Origin of the sequence: Citrifermentans bremense, assembly GCF_014218275.1 — a bacterium.
Classification (GTDB): Bacteria; Desulfobacterota; Desulfuromonadia; order Geobacterales; family Geobacteraceae; genus Geomonas; species Geomonas pelophila.
This window is the reverse complement of the sequence record NZ_AP023213.1, coordinates 1921639-1939909: the sequence shown is the minus strand read 5'-3', so window position 1 is coordinate 1939909 and position 18271 is coordinate 1921639. Positions and strand designations below refer to the sequence as shown.

12 protein-coding genes are annotated in these 18271 nt (G+C 61.8%); 2 read left to right on the top strand and 10 right to left on the bottom strand.

Annotated elements, in window-relative coordinates; translation table 11 throughout:
- The first annotated feature begins 44 nt into the window (after nt 1-44).
- Nucleotides 45-1148, top strand: a complete 1104-nt coding sequence (locus tag GEOBRER4_RS08625; RefSeq protein ID WP_185245050.1) for an NAD(P)-binding domain-containing protein — start codon at nt 45-47, stop codon at nt 1146-1148.
- A 58-nt stretch (nt 1149-1206) separates the two neighbouring features.
- On the opposite strand, the gene GEOBRER4_RS08620 is transcribed toward GEOBRER4_RS08625, so the two are convergent.
- The 10 genes from GEOBRER4_RS08620 to GEOBRER4_RS08575 all read right to left on the bottom strand — a co-directional run bounded on the left by GEOBRER4_RS08620 (nt 1207) and on the right by GEOBRER4_RS08575 (nt 15694).
- Complete coding sequence (locus tag GEOBRER4_RS08620) at nt 1207-2298, bottom strand: hypothetical protein (RefSeq protein WP_185245049.1); 1092 nt, start codon at nt 2296-2298, stop codon at nt 1207-1209.
- A gap of 178 nt (nt 2299-2476) precedes the next feature.
- Nucleotides 2477-8059: a PKD domain-containing protein gene (locus GEOBRER4_RS08615; RefSeq protein ID WP_185245048.1), complete on the bottom strand. Its 5583-nt coding sequence runs from the start codon at nt 8057-8059 to the stop codon at nt 2477-2479.
- A gap of 216 nt (nt 8060-8275) precedes the next feature.
- Nucleotides 8276-8764: a hypothetical protein gene (locus tag GEOBRER4_RS08610; RefSeq protein ID WP_185245047.1), complete on the bottom strand. Its 489-nt coding sequence runs from the start codon at nt 8762-8764 to the stop codon at nt 8276-8278.
- A gap of 30 nt (nt 8765-8794) precedes the next feature.
- A complete protein-coding gene (locus GEOBRER4_RS08605) occupies nt 8795-9496 on the bottom strand; it encodes a C39 family peptidase (RefSeq protein WP_185245046.1) in 702 nt (233 codons plus the stop codon).
- Nucleotides 9497-9507: 11 nt separating this feature from the next.
- A complete protein-coding gene (locus GEOBRER4_RS08600; protein ID WP_085812968.1) occupies nt 9508-9861 on the bottom strand; it encodes a hypothetical protein in 354 nt (117 codons plus the stop codon).
- A 104-nt stretch (nt 9862-9965) separates the two neighbouring features.
- On the bottom strand, nt 9966-11117 hold the full coding sequence (locus tag GEOBRER4_RS08595; protein WP_185245045.1) for a hypothetical protein: 1152 nt from the start codon (nt 11115-11117) through the stop codon (nt 9966-9968).
- A 119-nt stretch (nt 11118-11236) separates the two neighbouring features.
- The gene (locus tag GEOBRER4_RS08590; RefSeq protein WP_185245044.1) at nt 11237-11578 is read right to left on the bottom strand and encodes a hypothetical protein; all 342 of its coding nucleotides are present in this window, start codon (nt 11576-11578) and stop codon (nt 11237-11239) included.
- Between the two features lie 247 nt (nt 11579-11825).
- A complete protein-coding gene (locus tag GEOBRER4_RS08585) occupies nt 11826-13319 on the bottom strand; it encodes a sigma-54 interaction domain-containing protein (protein WP_185245043.1) in 1494 nt (497 codons plus the stop codon).
- A gap of 90 nt (nt 13320-13409) precedes the next feature.
- A complete protein-coding gene (locus GEOBRER4_RS08580; RefSeq protein WP_197971401.1) occupies nt 13410-14471 on the bottom strand; it encodes a transporter in 1062 nt (353 codons plus the stop codon).
- 431 nt (nt 14472-14902) lie between these two features.
- Entirely contained in the window at nt 14903-15694 is a 792-nt protein-coding gene (locus GEOBRER4_RS08575; protein WP_085812973.1) for a tetratricopeptide repeat protein, read from the bottom strand.
- Between the two features lie 156 nt (nt 15695-15850).
- Between GEOBRER4_RS08575 and ptsP the strand changes: the two genes are divergently transcribed.
- Nucleotides 15851-18193: a phosphoenolpyruvate--protein phosphotransferase gene (ptsP, locus tag GEOBRER4_RS08570; protein ID WP_185245042.1), complete on the top strand. Its 2343-nt coding sequence runs from the start codon at nt 15851-15853 to the stop codon at nt 18191-18193.
- Nucleotides 18194-18271 lie beyond the last annotated feature (78 nt).

Sequence of the window (18271 nt, the reverse complement as noted above, 5' to 3'; positions counted from 1 at the left end):
AGACGTTACGCACACTTCAAAATACGCTGTTCCTGAGGTAAACCATGGATCAAAAATACGACGTACTGATAGTCGGTGGGGGCCCCGGCGGAGTCGCCGCCGCCTACATCTGCCATAAGGTCGGTCTTTCCCATCTGCTGATTGAATCGGGGAAGGCCATCTTCCAGGGCATTGCCAATACCTACCCGGAAGGAAAGAACGTCTACCCCTCCAAGCCCAAGGAGAACCCGGAGCCCTTCCTGGTAGAGGAACTGCGCCCTCCCGACAAGCCGGTTACGGTGGAGAAGTACATCCAGTACGTGCAGCACTTCGTACAGCACGAGGGGCTGAACGTGCTCACCGACACCCAGTTCGAGAACATCGAGGACGGCAGGGAGTACTTGAAGGTCCTCACCTCCCGCGGGACCTTCCAGGCGAAGAGGGTCCTGCTCGCCTTCGGCAGCTCGATCCCGAAGGAGCTCTCCGTCTACGGGGATGCGAAGATGGTCGCCAAGGGGCTGGACGACCCTAAGAAATATATCGGGGTGCGTACCCTGGTGATAGGCGGGGGGAACAGCGCGGCCGACGTGATCATCTCGATCCTCAAGGAGAAGCGCAACGCCAACGACACGGAGCCGGTCTACTGGGCGCATGTGGCGGAGACCTTCGACGTGAACAAGGAGACCGCCCAAAGGCTGGGCGAGGAGATCCTTTTGGGGGGAAACATAAGGCTTTTGCCCGGCGCTACCCCCAGGATCGGCGAGGTGGACGACGAGGGGGTGGACCGCCTGGTGATCAGGGTAAGCGAGGACAAGATCCCCGGCGGCATCGAGCGCTACCACGCCATGAGCTTTCCCATGAAGAACGTGATCGCCTGCATCGGGAGCCAGGGTCCCACCTCCATCTACGACCGGATCGGCGTGCAGACCATCGCCTGCGCCGAGGGGGTGTGCCAGGTGGCCAAGGAAGGGGACCGGCTGCTTCTGCTCACCACGGACTTCGAGTCGACCAGGAAAGGGGTCTACGTGATCGGTGGGGCCATCTCCCCTTCCTACATGCGGATCAGCAAGGGGGCGATCCACGAGGAGCGTCACCCGAACCTGATCTACACCGCGGTCAACGACGCCCACCACGTTGTGGAAGCGATCCTAAAGAAGATAAAGAAATAATCCACGAAAAAGGGGAGCCGATCGGCTCCCCTTGCCGCATCAGGAAGCAGGTTATGAGTCACTGGCTGATCTCAACACGAAGCCCCGCTATCTCTAAGCCGTTTTTATCCACTGCCTTGAAAGAAGCCACACTGAAATCCGAGGGGAGATAGGTACGCCCCACCGGGGTGTCGCAGACTACAGTCAAAAACTCCCCGGTCGGCGATCCTGTTGCCTGTGGAATTGAGACCGTGAGGGTCGCCGGCGCCGTGCCGCTTGCCGGCTGAAACACGCCGATCGTGAAGAGGTCGGACGGGAAGACACCACTCGCCACGACAGCCTGTGCATCCGCCTGCCGGTACACGAAATCAGCCACCTTTACAGTCGCCCCCGCGGGAAAGGAAAGCCGCACCGTCATGCCATAGATAGAGGTCCCGGGCGTTAGGGTACCTGCGGTGGCCAGGTGCAGGGTCATCGTGCCGCCGCCGGCATTGGCAAGGTTGGTGGAGGCTGCATCGGTTACCCCTGTCTGGTTGGAGGGCGAGGCAAGGAACGCAGACAGGGAGCTCTGGAAGCGTTGGCCGAGCTCGGGCGAGAGGGCGCTGTCCCCGGCCAGGTCGGCGCCATACGCCGCCAGGCAGGTGTCCAGGTTGTCGCCGTAGTAGTCGTGCACCATCTGGGAGAAGGTGGCGAGCGCCAGGGCGTAGTCCTTCTGCTGCTGACCGGTGCCAACCTCGGCGAAATCGCCTGCCGTAGGCGCGACGGGCTGCGTGGTCAGAATGTCGACCTTGAAAAGCTTGGAAATGAGCTTGTTTGCGCTGTCGATGCGGGTGGCGATCAGCGACGTACCTGCGGCACGCACCGCCAGTTCCGTCAAAGGGGTGATCGCAATCTGCATCGTGCCGGCGACCGTTGTCGTTGCAGCCCGCAGGGGCGCCCCAGCCGGAATGGTCCGCTGTTCGCCGGTGGCCTCGTCGAGGTAACTCCCTCCGGACACCTTGAAGAGAGCCGCCCCGGTGATGTTGACGCTGGTCGTGTACTGGCCGAAGCGGCTGGTGGTCGTTCCGCCAAGCCGCGCCCCCACCGCACCGTTGCTGGCAAGGGCGTAGATATCAACCTTGCCTTTATCTATGATCCCCTTTGAGGCGGTGCCGCCGACCCGCTTAAGCACCGCATTTGGGGGAGTACTGCCACCCGTGTTGTTTTCCGGCCCCTGGAAACCGCCCTCACCGCATCCCGAAAGCAGAGCCGTCATAACCAAAACCAGCAGTGCGCACGCACCCGATCCGTTTACCATGCCTCCCCTCCCCTTTCAAATTTTCTGCCCGTCTGTCTCGTCCCTGCCCGTGCTAGGTCGGTTGTTCCAGTGATCCGACGATGACTCGCAGGATCAGCACCGCATCCCCGATGTCTATGATCCAGTCGGGGGCAGGAACGTCGTCCACCAGGGGTGCCATGTCCCCCGAGACCAGGAACCCGTCCAGCTGCGGGCGCATGCCGACCGAAACCTGCAAGGCCAGCAGGGCGTCGCTTATGTCGGTTTTTCCGTCGGCGTTCAGGTCTCCCGTCGGTGTGGCGTAGATGACCCTCCTGGTGGCGACCGTGGCACCACCTGCCTCGTTGGTTGCGGTCACGGTCACGGGGTAGAGCCCTTTGACCGTGAGAGGGACAGACTGGCTGAACGCGCCGTCAACGACCGCCGGTGTATAGAACTGCCCATTGACGGAAATGGTGACCTTAACCGCAGTCATCTTGTCCGTTGCCGTGCCTGCCACCACAAGCGTGTTCTGCCCCGGTCGCACATCGCCCTGCGGTGAGGTCAGGGTCAGGGTGGGTGACTCCGTCTGGTAAGTAACTGTGATGACGCGGGTCGACGAGAGATTTGCCTGCGTGGTGGCCGTAAGCCTGATCGTAGTTACCCCGACTGCGAGGTTGTCCACAAGCTGGCTGAACAGGGTGCCGGCGAGCGGTGAAGCGGTGAAATCGCGTGCTCCTGCAGGGCCGCTAACGTGGATGGTGAGGACGCAGTCGTGGTCGACGCTCCCAATAATCATGAGTTGCGACTTGTTGGTTTTGAACTCGTTCGTAGCCGGGGCGGTGAGCGAGATTACCGGCACCGCCTGATCGAGGATGACACTGCTGGTCGAATGGGTGGCGTTGCCGGCCTGGTCGATGGCTACCACCGTTATCACGTTGGTGCCGGTGGAAAGCTGGACGGTCTGGCTGAAGTTCCCATTTGTGTCAAGGGCTAAACTGGCGCCGTTTAACTGCAGGGACTGAATTCCGCTGAGGCTGTCGACGACCTTGCCGGACAACGCGAGCTGCTGGATGCTCGTGTAACTGTGATCGGGGGGGAGATCTACGGAGAGCGCCGGGGGGTCTAGATCCCAGATCAGGCTGGCGTCGCTGCTTGAAACGTTGCCGGCCTGGTCGGTGCTGGTAAGCCTGAGCAGATAGGTCCCCTGCTGGTCGGCGCTCACCGTGGTGGCGAGAGCGTCCGGAGAACCGAAGGACACCGTGCCCGGTCCGCTCGCCTGGCTCCACTTGAAGGTGAGCTGCGTGGTGCCGCTCGCGAAGCCATACTGGGTAAAACTGACATTGTGGGCGCTGTCAGGTCCTGCGCTTACCAGCGGAAGCTGCGTGGTCCACAAGAGCGCCAGGGTGTCGCTGGAGCTGTTGCCCGCTGCATCGGTGGCAGTGATGCGAAGCGAGTAGCTTCCGTCGGCGGTGGCAGATATCTGCGGCACCAGGGCGGTTGCATCGGAGAAGGCGATGTTCCCCGGCCCTGAAAGTTGCTCCCAAGCGTATTTGAGAGGAGTGGCATCGCTGGCAGTAGCGGCGGGTGTGAAGGGTGCGTTGACCACCCGGCTGCCGCCTGCAGCCACCTGGGGCGCCGTGGTGTCCCAGGTCAAGGAGGCCTCAGTGGCGCTGCCGTTGCCGGCGGCATCGGTCGCGGTGAACCGCAGAAGGTACACGCCGTCCAGGTCTGCGCTGGCGCTCGTGGTGGGGCTCACTGGCTGCCCCAGGGTCACCGTCCCCGGACCGGAGAGCTGCTGCCACTGGTAGGTGAGCGAAGTGGCATCGCTTGCCTGTACCGTCAGGTTAACCGAGGCGGCGGTACTGACCGGCGGTGGCTGAATCAGGGTAGGCGCCGTGGTATCCCAGACTACGGCGACGTCACTGGTACTGCTGTTGCCGGCCGCATCAACCGCGGTCAGGCGGAGCACGTAGCTGCCGTTCTTATCCATCGAAACGGTCGTCCCCGCGCTCGCCGGGGAGCCGAAGCTGACCGTCCCGGGTCCGCTAACCTTGCTCCAGGAAAGGGTCGTCGCCGTGGCATCGGACACGCTCCCGGTCTGGGTGAAGGCGCTCCCCGCCGTGCGTCCCACCCCGGCGCTCACCGTTGGAAGCGTCGTGTCCCAGACGATGACGACTTCACCGTAGGCCGTGTTGCCGCTTCCATCCATTGCGGTCAGCCTCAGCACGTAGCTGCCGTCCTGATCCATCGATACCGTAGTGCTGGCGCTGGCAGAGGAGCCAAAGGTAACGGTGCCAGGCCCGCTCGTCTTGCTCCAGGAAAAGGTGGTGGCGGTGGCGTCGGACACGCTCCCAGTCTGAGTGAAGGCGCGGTTGGCAGTACGGGTCGCCCCAGCGTTTACAGTCGGGAGCGTTGTGTCCCAGATCAAGGTAACGTCCGCAGAGGCGCTGTTCCCCGCCGCGTCAGTTGCCGTCAGGCGAAGCACGTAGCTGCCGTCCTTATCCATCGACACGGTCGTCCCTACGCTCGCCGGGGAACCGAAGCTGACCGTCCCGGGTCCGCTCACCGTGCTCCAGGAAAGCGTTGTTGTCGTGGCATCGGTAACGCTCCCGGTCTGGGTGAAAGTGGTGTTTGCAGTACGGCTTGTACCCGCAGTCACAGACGGGGGGGTGGTGTCCCAGACCACCGTGGCATCTGAAGACGCGCTGTTCCCGGCCGCGTCAGTTGCCGTCAGGCGGAGCACGTAGCTGCCGTCCTTATCCATCGACACGGTCGTCCCCGCGCTCGCCGGGGAGCCGAAGCTGACCGTCCCGGGTCCGCTCGCCTTGCTCCAGGAAAGGGTCGTCGCCGTGGCATCGGACGCGCTCCCGGTCTGGGTGAAGGCGCTCCCTGCCGTGCGTCCCGCCCCGGCGCTCACCGTTGGAAGCGTCGTGTCCCAGACGATGACGACTTCACCGTAGGCCGTGTTGCCGCTTCCATCCATTGCGGTCAGCCTCAGCACGTAGCTGCCGTCCTGATCCATCGATACCGTAGTGCTGGCGCTGGCAGAGGAGCCAAAGGTAACGGTGCCAGGCCCGCTCGTCTTGCTCCAGGAAAAGGTGGTGGCGGTGGCGTCGGACACGCTCCCAGTCTGAGTGAAGGCGCGGTTGGCAGTACGGGTCGCCCCAGCGTTTACAGTCGGGAGCGTTGTGTCCCAGATCAAGGTAACGTCCGCAGAGGCGCTGTTCCCCGCCGCGTCGGTTGCCGTCAGGCGAAGCAAGTAGCTGCCGTCCTTATCCATCGACACGGTCGTCCCCGCGCTCGCCTGGGAACCGAAGCTGACCGTCCCGGGTCCGCTCACCTTGCTCCAGGAAAGCGTCGTTGCCGTGGCATCGGTAACGCTCCCGGTCTGGGTGAAGGCGCTCCCCGCCGTGCGTCCCACCCCGGCGCTCACCGTTGGAAGCGTCGTATCCCAGACCACCGTGGCATCTGAAGACGCGCTGTTCCCGGCCGCGTCGGTTGCCGTCAGGCGGAGCACGTAGCTGCCGTCCTTATCCATCGACACGGTCGTCCCCGCGCTCGCCGGGGAGCCGAAGCTGACCGTCCCAGGTCCGCTCGCCTTGCTCCAGGAAAGGGTCGTTGCCGTGGCATCGGACACGCTCCCGGTCTGGGTGAAGGCGCTCCCTGCCGTGCGTCCCGCCCCGGCGCTCACCGTTGGAAGCGTCGAGTCCCAGACAAGGGAGGTGCTGGCGGAGGCACTGTTGCCTGCAGCGTCTGTTGCGGTCAGACGCAGCACGTAGCCGCCGTCTGCAGAAGCTGTGACGTCCGTCTGCAAGGAGGAAGGAGCGCTGAACGTGATCTGCCCGCTTCCTTCCACCATGCTCCACTGCACGCTGACCGCCGAGGCATCGGTGGCGGTGGCGGTCTGCAGGTAGCTCCCCGAGCGGTTTTGTGCGGGGGCAACCGTTACCGCGGGGGGAATGGTATCGATGGTCCAACTCCAGCTGGCCGGCGCACCGACGTTGCCGGTAAGGTCGACAGCCCGTACGGCAAAGGTATGCCGGCCATTCGGCCTTCCCGTGAGGTCCAGGACCACCGGTGTGCTGCAGGTGGCGTACTGACCGGCGTCCAGGCTGCATTCAAAACCGGAGCCTGCCTCGTCGCTGGTAAAGGAGAAGGTGGCGCTTTGCTGGGAGGTCGGATCGGCTGGATGCGAAGCGATGGTGGCAGTCGGTGCTCCCGTGTCGATGACCAGGATCTTCGCGGCGCCCAGGTTCGCTGCCGCGCTGACCGCAGGATCGACCGCCCCGTTGCCGGCACTGTCGGAAATCGTGCCGCTTACCTGGGTCACCTCAAGCTTTTCACTGTTTTCCCCGAAGGCTACGGTGTACACCGCGGTGCAACTCGCGACCCCGGCCAGGGCGCCGCAACGGGCACTGCCGCCGCTGGAGAGGACCAGCGTCAAACCTTCGCCGGACACGGGCTCGCTGAAGGATAGGGTCAAGGGGAGCTGAGCTCCTTCGCCATAGCGCCCCTGGGCCGCCGTCGTCGTGACCATCGTGATTGCCGGGGATGTCGTGTCGAGGAGCAGGGTCCGTACCACCGTTGCCTGGTTTCCTGCCTCGTCCTGGCAGGTGACCGTCACGGGGTAGGAACCGTCGCCGCCAAGAGAAAGCTGCTGGCTGAAGGAGCCGCCCTCCAGCGGGGGCGAATGGGTTTGCCCCCCTGCGGCGATGGTGACCTGAACGGCGCTGTCGGGATCGCTGGCGCTACCGGCGATGACCGGCGTCATGTTGTTGGTCGCCTGGTCCTGGGGCGGCTGGGTCACCTGCAGGCTTGGAATGCTGCTGTCGTACAGCACACTCCGCTTCGCGACAGTGCTGTTTCCGGCAAGATCGGTTGCGGTGACCGTGATCGTGTTGAGCCCCGGCTGGAGCGCCAGATCCGCGGAAAACGATGTACCGTTCTGCTCGGCCGCCTCCCCCCCCCCTGCACCGAGGGCGACGACAACCACGGATTCCTCGTCGACGGTGCCGGTGACGGTGGCGACGGCCTGCGAGGTCACGGTATTGTCAGCGGGCGAAGTGATGGCAAGGTGCGGTGCCGTCAGATCGAGTCGGATGACGCGGTTGTCTGTCGTGCTGTTGCCCAACCTGTCCGTGGCGGCCACCGCGATGTCGTTGGGGCCGCTGACAAGGGTTACCACGCCGCTGAACCTGCCGTCGGGCTGGAGCTCGACGGCCTCCCCGTTGATGGTGACCAGGGCCAGGCCGCTGGCGGCGTCAGTCGCGCTGCCGGCTATGTTTAGGAGGGAGACGTTGGTGACGGCTCCGCTTGGCAGGGTGGAGACGGTTAGGACGGGGGCGCTCGCATCGACGTAGAACTCGACGCTCACAGAAGCGGGTTCGTCCATGTCGCTCGTGGCGGTAATCGTATGATCGCCGTCGGCGAGGGCGGAAACGGCTGCCCTCCACGCAGTCGGGGATGGATAACTGACCGGACCGACTACCGCTCCAGGGACATCAAGGGTGACGGTTGCCCCCTCGGCACAGGTACCGGTAATGGCAACGTTCGTGTTAGTGGAGGGAGAAGAAAGTGGATCGATGGTGAGTGCGGCCCATGCCGGAACAGAGGTCGCAATCAGGATAATCAGAGTCAGCGCTTCCACCACCATACGCAACTTGCCGTAGTGCATAATTTCATCCCTCCTGACCTGGAGATCGCATTGAGGCCTTTGCGGCTAAAACAAGAAAATACGCAACCTGTGCACCCGTTGGTGCCGGCCTGCGTAGCAAGCGACAACGGCAGCTCCCGCGGTTCAGGGCCGCTAAAGGGGCCCGTTTCGCGGGGACTGCCGACATTCCAGCTATGTACTGCACCGGCCTTGCCGGTTCACAAGGTGCGGCCCGCGCTACCTCACGGCATTGATCATCTGCTGCCGCAGCGTCGACTGAAGGCTTATGTCGCGGAAAATCGACATATTGGCGAGCTGGGCGTTGATGGCCAGATGGTTGCTGATGACCTGCCTGTCGAGGGTGTTCTGTATCACAGTCAGGCCACCTGGCAGTGCACCCGTACCTTGCGCGGCGCGGAAGAGGTTGCTCCCATCCGGCCCTATCTGCACCAGGGTGGTGCCGGGTGCGCCGCTTTTCAAGGCGCCAGCGGAGGAGAAATTCAAGCTGCTGGACGCGCTCAGAACCCCGTTGACGTAGACGGCACGCTCGATACCGAAGGAAACGAGGAGTCCGTCCTGGCCAAGGTAGCCGCCCCGGCTTGTCGCGAGCTCTGCGTCAGGCACCTGGGACGCCGTTATCTGGTCTTGCGCTGGCGCCACCCCGGCAACCGAGGCGAGAAGCAGCAGCGCCAGGGACGCTATAGTGAGGATACCGTTGGTTTTCATGGCTTTACCCCTTTTGATCATCCTGTTGGCTCAAAACCCTCTTCGGGATGTCAGGTAAAGGGTTGGATCAAGCAACTGTACTGCGGTAAGCGGCTCCATCCCAGCCCGCCCGGACTTGGCCGGCCACTCACCCGGATCGTTGAAGTGCCTGTGCGCGATGTCCTTTTTACTGCGCACCAAAAAAGCCAGACCATTCCACCACCGCTCGAACTCCTCGCGTGGCACCGTTCGGGCTCCCTGTGCGGGGTCGCCCAGCAGCACCATTTGCTTTGTGACCCCCTTCACTACTATGAAGTGCCGGTACCCCCGGATGTTGACCAGGGCGATGGCTGGTATCCCGACCTTCTCCAGCTTTTCCAGCCCGATGCGGTAGCCGTCGGCCTGGTAGCCGCGCCGCTCCAGGTACATTTTCATGTCGAGCAGGGAAAACCCCTCACGGCGGATCTTCTCCTTGTCGCCGTGATCGAACATGGCGACGAAGACTTCATCCTCGCTGACCCGGTCATCGTAGTGGTAGGTCAGCAGTGTGGCGAGGGCGGCCGAACCGCAGCTGAAGTCGTACTGCTGCTGCACGGTGCGCTTGAAACGGAGCTCCTTCATGCTGGCCACGGGAACGTTGATGCCCCCAAGGAACGCGCCGGGCACAAGGACCCTTCCTGCCATGACCGGCGTGGGAGCTGACTGGAGCATGGCGAGAACCAATAGCACGGTCCCGATAGTGTGCCGTTGCATGGCGCCTCCCGTCAGTGAACGCTCAGGTTGAGGATGAAGGAGCTCTGGATCACGTTCTGGTTTCCCGAATTCTGGATAATGGTGGCAACGCCGTTAGTGGCACCGAAGGCGTTGTCACCGACCACGTTGGTCCCGGTGCCGGTCGAGGTGAGCAGGTTGCTCGCCACGGTTGCGCTCGCCTCGGAACTGTTGATCGTGTTCAACATCTCTTCGACCTGCACCCCTTGCCGCCCGCTCTGCTGGGCCATGGCGCCGTCGGCTAGCGGGGCGCCCAAATCAGCCTGCTCAAGCTCTGAGGCAACAACCGGCAGGGCGAAGGCCATGCCAAGCATCGCTGCAAAGGTAATGATGTGCTTGCGTATCATGGCCGCTTCCTTTCCTGGGCTACGGTGAGCCCATAACGGTACGCAGTACGAGCCCCGGCTGACGCCGGGGCTCTCACGGTGTGACTGAAAGGTCCGCTCCCCTGTTACTGCCCCGGGTTCAGGCTCAGGTTAGACTGAACGTTTACCGACGGCTGGATCAGGGAATTCACGCCGCTGTTCTGGGTCACGGTGGTGATCCCCGTGGCGCCCTGGAATGCGGAGCCGGAGATGTCGTTGTTGCCGGTCGAGATGTAGGCGCGCTTGGCCAGGTCGACGGAGTTGGCGGAAACGGTCCCCGAGAGCTGGGTGCTCGCAACGGCAACCGCAACATCACCGATCGTGATGCTCAGGTCATGGCTGTCGCTGTCGCTTTCGGACTTGTTGACCGTCATGGTGTTGTTGGAATCCTCGTATTCGGTCTCGGTGCTGCTCTCATTCTCGGTGTTGCTGAAGTTGCGGTTGTCGCTCCTGGTCACGTTGGTGGTGTTGAAGGAATCTTCGTTCTCGGTCTCGTTCTTGGTGTTGCCCGAGGCGACGGTATTGCCGGATTCCTTGTTGGCAACCGAGTTGTCGGTGTTGTAGGAATCCTCGGTTTCGCTCGAATTGTCAGTTTTAGTCACGTTAACGGTCTTCGTGTTTCCCGAGGCAATCGCGTTTCCCGACTCCTTGGTCACGTTCACGTTCTCGGTCGAGGTGTTGTTCGAATCCTCGGTGTTGACCGAGTTGTCGGTCGGCGTGATGGTCACCGTCTTGGTGGCGCTGTTGCCCGAGGCGATCGAGTTCCCCGACTCCTTGGTCACGCTCACGTTCTCGGTCTCGGTCTTGGTCAAGGTGTTGAAAGACTCCTTGTTGGTGGTGGAGTTGTCGGTCGGAGTTACGGTCACAGTCTTGGTGTTGCCCGAGGCTATCGAGTTCCCCGACTCCTTGGTCACGTTCAGGTTCTCGGTCTCGGACTTGGTAAAGGTGTTGCCCGAGGCGATGGTGTTACCGTTCTCCTTGCTCACGTTCAAGGTCTCGGTCTCGGACTTGGTAAAGGTGTTGCCCGAGGCGATGGTGTTGCCGTTCTCCTTGCTGACGGAGACGTTATCGGTGGAGCTCAAAGAGTTGCTGTTGCTGGTGGTGCTGGTGGCGGTGCTGCCATCTACGCCTACGGCGGCACCCAGAGCACCGTCATTAGAGGCTTCAATGGCCCAGGCGAAGCTGGAAAGCGATACGAGTGCTGCGGCGGCAAAAATGGAGACGATACGTGATTTCATGACTTCCTCCTTTTGATTTGTTGACTGCACATTGATGAAGGTTTTGCTCCTTGTGCCAGTACCCGCCGGGCCATGGCCCCGGCGTCAAACTCTTTTTGCTGCGCCTTTCGTGAGACAAATCAGTGCGACTGCTGGGGCCGTGCAACCGCCCTTCCCTCGTCCCACAGTTTCACGTCGCTTTGATGCGCAAAGGGTTGCAGGGGTGCCCCGCCCAGAAGGTAACGGCCGTGCACCACATTCAACTCCTCTGCGCTCAGTGGTGCGGTTTCCATCGCTGTGAAGCCCTGCTGCCTGGCGGCCAGCGCTGTTCTTCCGGGCGGCGCCTGCAAAGCTTCGGCCGGAGCCTGACAGAGGTTGAGTGCGACCAGGTCCGTAGGAGCCGTAGAACCTGTCGAGTTCGTCTCTGCACGGGCCGCTGCCGCCACCAGCAGCAGGGCAAGCGTAAGCGTGAATCGTTTCATGGCTACCTCCGCCACTTTGGTTCATGCATCCACACCCACTACCTCAGCACTTTCTGTGCCAAAAACACAATCTAGCAATTTCAGCAAGTTACGGCGTGCAGCAGACCTCTGTTTGTAAAAAGGATCTCATTACTCCTGTTTACATCTTTCATAAAAACGCGGGATTTCAACAACTTGCCTGTAAAGCGGTGTAAGACTTTGTGAAGATGGTGCAGCGGCTAGACGGCCAGGGCCTCTAACCGCTGCTTCAGGAGGCGGACAGGGGGAGGTATGGGACGCTGTTTGCGCGACTGGGGTCGATGCCGTGGCGCCGCATTGAAGCGTAAAAGGTAGGCCTGCTCACCCCGAGTGCGCGTGCGGCACGGGTAACGCAGTAGCCGTTTTGCTCGAGGAGGTCGAGGATCTGTTCACGGCTGCAGGAAAGCGCGCTGGACTGCTTATGGCGGGCGAAGGGGGCAACCCTCGCCAGTTCCAGGTCCTCTGGCTCGATAAACTTTCCGGTAGCCATCACCAGCGCCCGCCGCACCTTGTTGATGAGCTCCCTGACGTTGCCGGGCCAGTCATATGCGCTGATGGCGGCGAGGGCTGCTGGAGAGAAGCCGTGTAGCTCGCTCTGTTCCTGGGCGCCGAAGCGCTGGAGGAAGAACTTTGCCAGAACGAGGATGTCGCCGCCACGCTCGCGCAAGGGGGGGAGCGTAATGCTGATCGTGTTCAGACGGTAGTAGAGGTCGCGGCGAAAGGTTCCCTGCTCCACCATGGCGGCAAGGTTGCAGTTGGTCGCTGCGATGATGCGGACGTCCACGTGCACGCCGTGCTTGCCGCCGACCCGCTCCACGGTGTGGTCTTCGAGAAAGCGGAGCAGCTTGGCCTGGAGCAAGGGGGGCAGTTCGCCGATCTCGTCCAGGAATATGGTGCCCCCGTCTGCCAGTTCGAAGCGTCCCGCCTTTCTCGCATAGGCACCGGTGAAGGCTCCCTTCTCATAGCCGAACAGCTCGCTTTCCAAAAGCTGCCCGGGAATGGCCGCACAGTTCACCACCACCATCGGCTGGTCACGGCGCTGGCTCCTCTCGTGAATCGCTTGTGCGGTGAGTTCCTTGCCCGTTCCGCTTTCCCCAAGGACCAGGATGCTCATGTCAGTGCTCGCGGCCTTACGGATCATGGCAAAGACCTCTCGCAGGGCCGGGGCGGTGCCGACGAATTCATCGTCGACGAGAGCGGGGGGGGCCCCAACGATGCTCTGGTCCACCGTGCTGAGAAGTCGCAGCAGCAGTCCGGAGTCGCACCGGGGAAGTCTGCTTTCAAGGCGGGTCAGGAACGTGGACTGCAGGTGGCGCTCCAGGTAGTCGCTGTCCATGATGTCAAGGGGGCTGCGGCAGGTGCCGCAAAGGGAGCAGTCCGACTGCAAAGCCATGCCGCAGTAAGGGCAGCTGCCGTTGTCCGGGGCCTGCCGCCGCAGAAAGGCCCAGATCGCGTCCAGAGCCTGCTTCTCCGGGAAATAGAGCCTGAACACCGTGTTCTTGTGCGTGCTGCGCAGCAGCTGCGCAGGTAGTTCCACACGGCTATTGGGGGACAGGTTTATGTTGAGCGTGCAAGTCTCTTTATCGACAGAGCCCAGTCCGCTCACCATGGCGCTGCTCAGGCTGAGTTCATTCACAACCACGGTCTCTTCCATGCGGCGCTTCCCCGAGAAGTAGACCGCCCGTCCGCTCAGGCGGGTCTTGACGCGTATGTCGATGCGCATTGCGGTTTCTCCTGTTTCTCTTACGGCGCCAGGGCCACTCGGCATATTGTCGCAGGGTATGCGGATCGCCCGCCTGCCGCGGCTTCGCGGTCAGAGGGTGAATGGCACCTTTATGGTAAGTTGCACGTCGGGCGCGGCTTGGGTGAGGCCCGCCCCCAGGGAAAACACGTAGCTCATACTTTCGCTCGCTCGGAAGGAAAAGCCGATGAGCAGGGTCCCCAACTGAGTCACCATGGTCCCCGGGAGGTAGCTTTCGTCGCGCTTCACCCGGCCGACGATGCTGTGGTCATACCCGAGGCTGATGGAGGTCTTGTCGTTGAGGGCGAAGCCAAGGCCGAAATTGGCGTCTATGATGTCGCCGGGATCGACATCGCCGACACCGGAGATGTTGCGGGGTATGTTGAACATGTAGCTCACACTGCCGAAGAAAACAGCCGGGTCGGAGGGGACGATAAGGGTAAGGCCTGGCTGTATGCCCCAAAACCCCGAGCCGGTCGGGAGCTCGGTGTAAAATCCGGTGACCGGGTCCACTGGCATTTGGAAGGGGTCCTTTCCTGTGTTGGACTTGACCCGCAAGCCGAGAAGCCAGTAGCTAGGGCCGACGCGGTTCAACTGGTAGCGCAGGCCGAATTCGACGTCGCCCAGATCATTGCCGTCCGCTGAAAAGACGCTGGTGACGTTCTGTCCGCCTGTGCCGGCGGAGTCGGTCGAGGTAGACTCGGTCCGGTAGACGTAGGGGACCTTGACCTCCCCCTCCAGCCTGCTCGTCAATCCGTAGCGCAGGCCGAGCGACCCCACCAGGGTGTTGCTCTCGACGTTTTTGATATTGATGAGGCCGACCGTGATGGAAGGGATGATGGTGTAGCCTACTACGGAAACTAGGTTGGTCGAGGAGTGCGAGTACTGGAAGGACGGCTCGAACACGAGCTGGCCGCGCGGGGTGAGTGCCCCCCCCTGCTCGAAGAGCGCGGCGCTGTCTACTGCCGGCTTTTCGTCCCGCGGCTTCACGCCGACTGGCTGGGCCGGGAGCGGGCTCCCTGCGGCCTTCCCCTCGGACGCGGCAGGACGATCCTCACTTATGGCCTGGGAAGGGGCTGCCAGCAGCACTGCAAAGGCAAACAGTAATGACAGAGATCTCACAAGTCGACTCATACTCATTCCTTTCAGTTGCACAATTGTCAGTTCTGGCAAAAATACTTACATTAATTTTTTATCTGTCAAGAAACTCATTGACATAAAAAACAAGGCTTACACTTAGATGTAAAAAAAGTGTAAACATGTCAAACAGCGACTGATACAGGCCAAACGTATGAGCTGTGTCAGCTGCAACAAGCATTAGTTTAAATAGATTTTATTAGTTAATATTTTATATTATTTCACGGCTCACCGTGCATCGAAGCCGCAGGCGTCGAGCGCGCACAGACACGCGGGATGGGGCTTCAGGGGGGGAGGCAGGACAGGCGGTCGCAAGAAGTCCGCCCGAAAAAAAATCCCGACGGCCGCGCGGGCCGACGGGATTGGGATGTTTATGTGACAGGCGCCACAGGCAGTCTCCCCCTTCGGAAGGGAAACGCCCCCTTTTTTTACTTCAGCTCCTCCTTGAGTCCCTCGATCACCGCCTTGACTTCGGCGATCATCTCGCGCGCCTGCGGGGAGTGCTCGCGGGCCAGGTAGCTCTCGAAATACTTGATCGCCTCCTGGGTCCGGTCCTGGTCAATGCAGATGTTCCCCAGGGTCAGGTAGCTCATGGTGAAATCCGGGTCTAGACGGACCGCCTCCAGCGTCTCGCGCTCAGCCGACTCCAGGTCGTCCATGTCGTAGTAGAGCTCCCCCAGGTTGAACCGGGCGGTGGCGTCGGCGGGATCGATCTCGATCCCCTTGTGGTACGCCTCGATCGCCTTCTCGTTCTCCCCGAGCCCGTAGTAAAGGTCGCCCATGGCGTTCAAGGCGAAGACGTTTTTGGGGTCCAGGTCCAGCGCCCTCTGGAAGGCCTTCAGCGCGTCGTCGGCTCGCTCCATGGCGTTGTAGACAAGCCCCATGCTGACGTAGCCGTCGCACTCTTTCGGCTGCAGCTCCGTCACCTTGCGGTAGCAGGCAAGCGCGTCCTTTTGCCTGCCCGATTCGAAATACACGTCCCCCAGGGCAGTCAGCCCGTCAAGGTCCTCCGGGGCAAGTTCCAACCCCTTCTTGAGCGCGGCGATGGCATCATCGGTCTTCGCCTGCTCCGAGTACGCCTCGCCCAGGTAAAAGTAACCCTCGGCGTTGTCCGGCTCAAGCGAGATGCATCCCTTGAAGGCTTCGACGGCCTTGGCATATTCCCCCGACTCCATCAGGGCTATCCCGTCCGCCAGTTTCTCGTCAAAAGTCGTTCCCATTGCCACCTCCGCATCTGCAACTGATTTCATTGGCGCACACTATAACAGAGTTGACCAAGGTTGGCCATCTTAAATACCCGTTAAAATACGATTAAAACGCTTCACATATCATTTTTCTCATATATACTGCCGGGATGACACCGCGAGGGGATGGGAATGCCTGAGGAGACTGGGGAAAAACTGGGACTGAGGACACTGGAGGACATCAGCATGCTGATCCTCCATTCCCACGATCTTCAGGAGACCCTCGATAACATAGTCAACCTGGTGGCTAAGAGGATGTCCTCGGATGTCTGTTCCATCTATCTCCTGGAAGAGGATGGCGAGACACTGAGACTGCATGCAACCCGCGGCCTTTCCAGGCTCTCCGTGGGCATCACCATGAAGACCTCGGAGGGGCTCACCGGCCTCGCCATGGAACAGCGGGGGGTCGTTGCCACCGACAACGCTCCGCTGCACCCGCGCTACAAGTACTTCAGGCAGACCAAGGAGGAGAAGGTGCTCTCCTTCCTGGGCGTCCCCTTCTTCGAGCGCAACAACCCCATCGGCGTCCTCGTCATACAAAACCGCGACGCCCGCACCTTCACCTCCCAGGAAATAAGCGCCGTCTCTACCATCGCCTGGCAGATCTCCAGCATCGTCTCCAACGCAAAGCTCCTCGACTCGATCCGGAAGAAGGAAGAAGAGCGCGCTTTTTACGCGGCCGAAGTGGACCGGCTGCGCAAAAGCGGTGAGCTCAAGGATTCCGGCCGCGCGAGCCGCAAAGAGCACGGCTCGGGAGTTTTGACCGGGATCGGGATCTCGCCCGGCTTTGCGCTGGGGAAGGTTTCGGTTCTGCATCGGGGGGCGAGCGAAGAGGCGGTCCTGGAGCAGGCGCGCCCGCGCGGCGAGGAGCAGACGCGCTTTCTGCACGCGCTGGAGAAGGCGCGCATCCAGACCCTCTACATGGAAAAGCGCGTGGGGCAGATCCTCTCCGAAGCTGACGCCGCCATCTTTCACAGCCACCTGATGATCCTTGAGGACCGCGGCTTCATCGGCAAGATCACCGCGCTCATCGATCAGGGGCTGGGGGCGCATACGGCGGTGAGCCAGGTGGTGGAGAACTACGTTTCCGCCTTCGCCCGGATGCAGGACCCCTACCTGCGCGAGCGCAGCGCCGACATGGAGGACATAGGGCGCAGGATCTGTCTGGCGTTAAACGGCGGCAACCACAAGCACAGGGAGCGCTTGCGCGACCCCAGGATCATCATCGCCCGTGAGCTACTCCCCTCCGACCTCGCCATCATGGACCACGCCAAGGTGATCGGCATCGCCACCGAGAAGGGGAACCAGAACGCGCACGCGGCGATTATGGCCCGGGCGCTTGGCATCCCGGCCGTCTTCGGTGTCGAGGGTCTGCTGAAAAAGACCGGTGCGCGCTGCGAGATGGTGGTGGACGGTAACTCCGGCTGCGTCTACGTCAACCCTGAGCAGCGCATCAAGAAGGAATACCAGAGGCTGCAGGGCGAGTTCGACCAGAAGCAGCGCGCCCTGGAAGGGATCAGGGAGCTCCCGGCAGTGACCACCGACGGCTGCACCGTCTCTCTTCTCGCCAATATAGGCCTTCTGAGTGACCTGAAGGTAGCGCAGGCGCATGGCGCCGAGGGGGTCGGGCTTTACCGGACCGAGTTCCCCTTCATGAGCCGCAAAACGTTTCCGGGCCGGATCGAGCAGGCAGCCATCTACCGCAAGGTGCTTGAGGGGTTCCCGGGGCTTCCGGTCACCATCAGGACCCTTGACATAGGCGGCGACAAGGAGCTTTCCTACTTCCCCCACCCGAAGGAGGACAACCCCTTCCTGGGATGGCGCTCCATGCGCATCTCGCTAGACCGCGAGGACATCTTCCGGGAACAGCTGGCGGCGGTGCTCCTCGCGTCGGCCAGCGGCAGGTGCAACATCATGTTCCCGATGATCTCGGGCGTGGACGAGGTGCGCCGCATAAAGGGGATACTGGAGCAGGTAAAGGAAGAGCTTAGAAACGACGGTAAGGAATTCGCGGGGGATATAGGACTCGGGGTGATGGTGGAGCTCCCGGCGGCGGTGCTGGTGGCGGACATGCTGGCCCGGGAGGTAGACTACCTGAGCATCGGGACCAACGACCTGATCCAGTACACCCTTGCCTGCGACAGGAACAACCCGCGGGTGAAGAAGTGGTACGACCCCTACCATCCTGCGGTGCTGCACTCGATCAAGAAGGTGGCGGAAGCGGCTGCGGGCGCGGGGAAACCTGCGTCATTGTGCGGCGAAATGGCGGGAGAGCCGATCAACGCGGTACTTTTGCTGGGGCTTGGGATGCGCAGCTTCAGTCTCTCAGCACCGAACATCCCGCGCGTGAAGGAGGCCATCCGCTCCATATCCCTCGCGCAGGCGGAACAGATAGCCGCGCAGGTACTCGGCATGGAAAGCGCCCTTTCCATCAAGAGCTACCTCGAAGCGGTACAGCGCGAACTGGGGTTGTAGGCTGGAGACAGCAGCCGGGGGCAGGATATAGAATCCCGTCCCCGGCTGCTGTCTCCACAAGGAAGGTCGGTTCTGCGT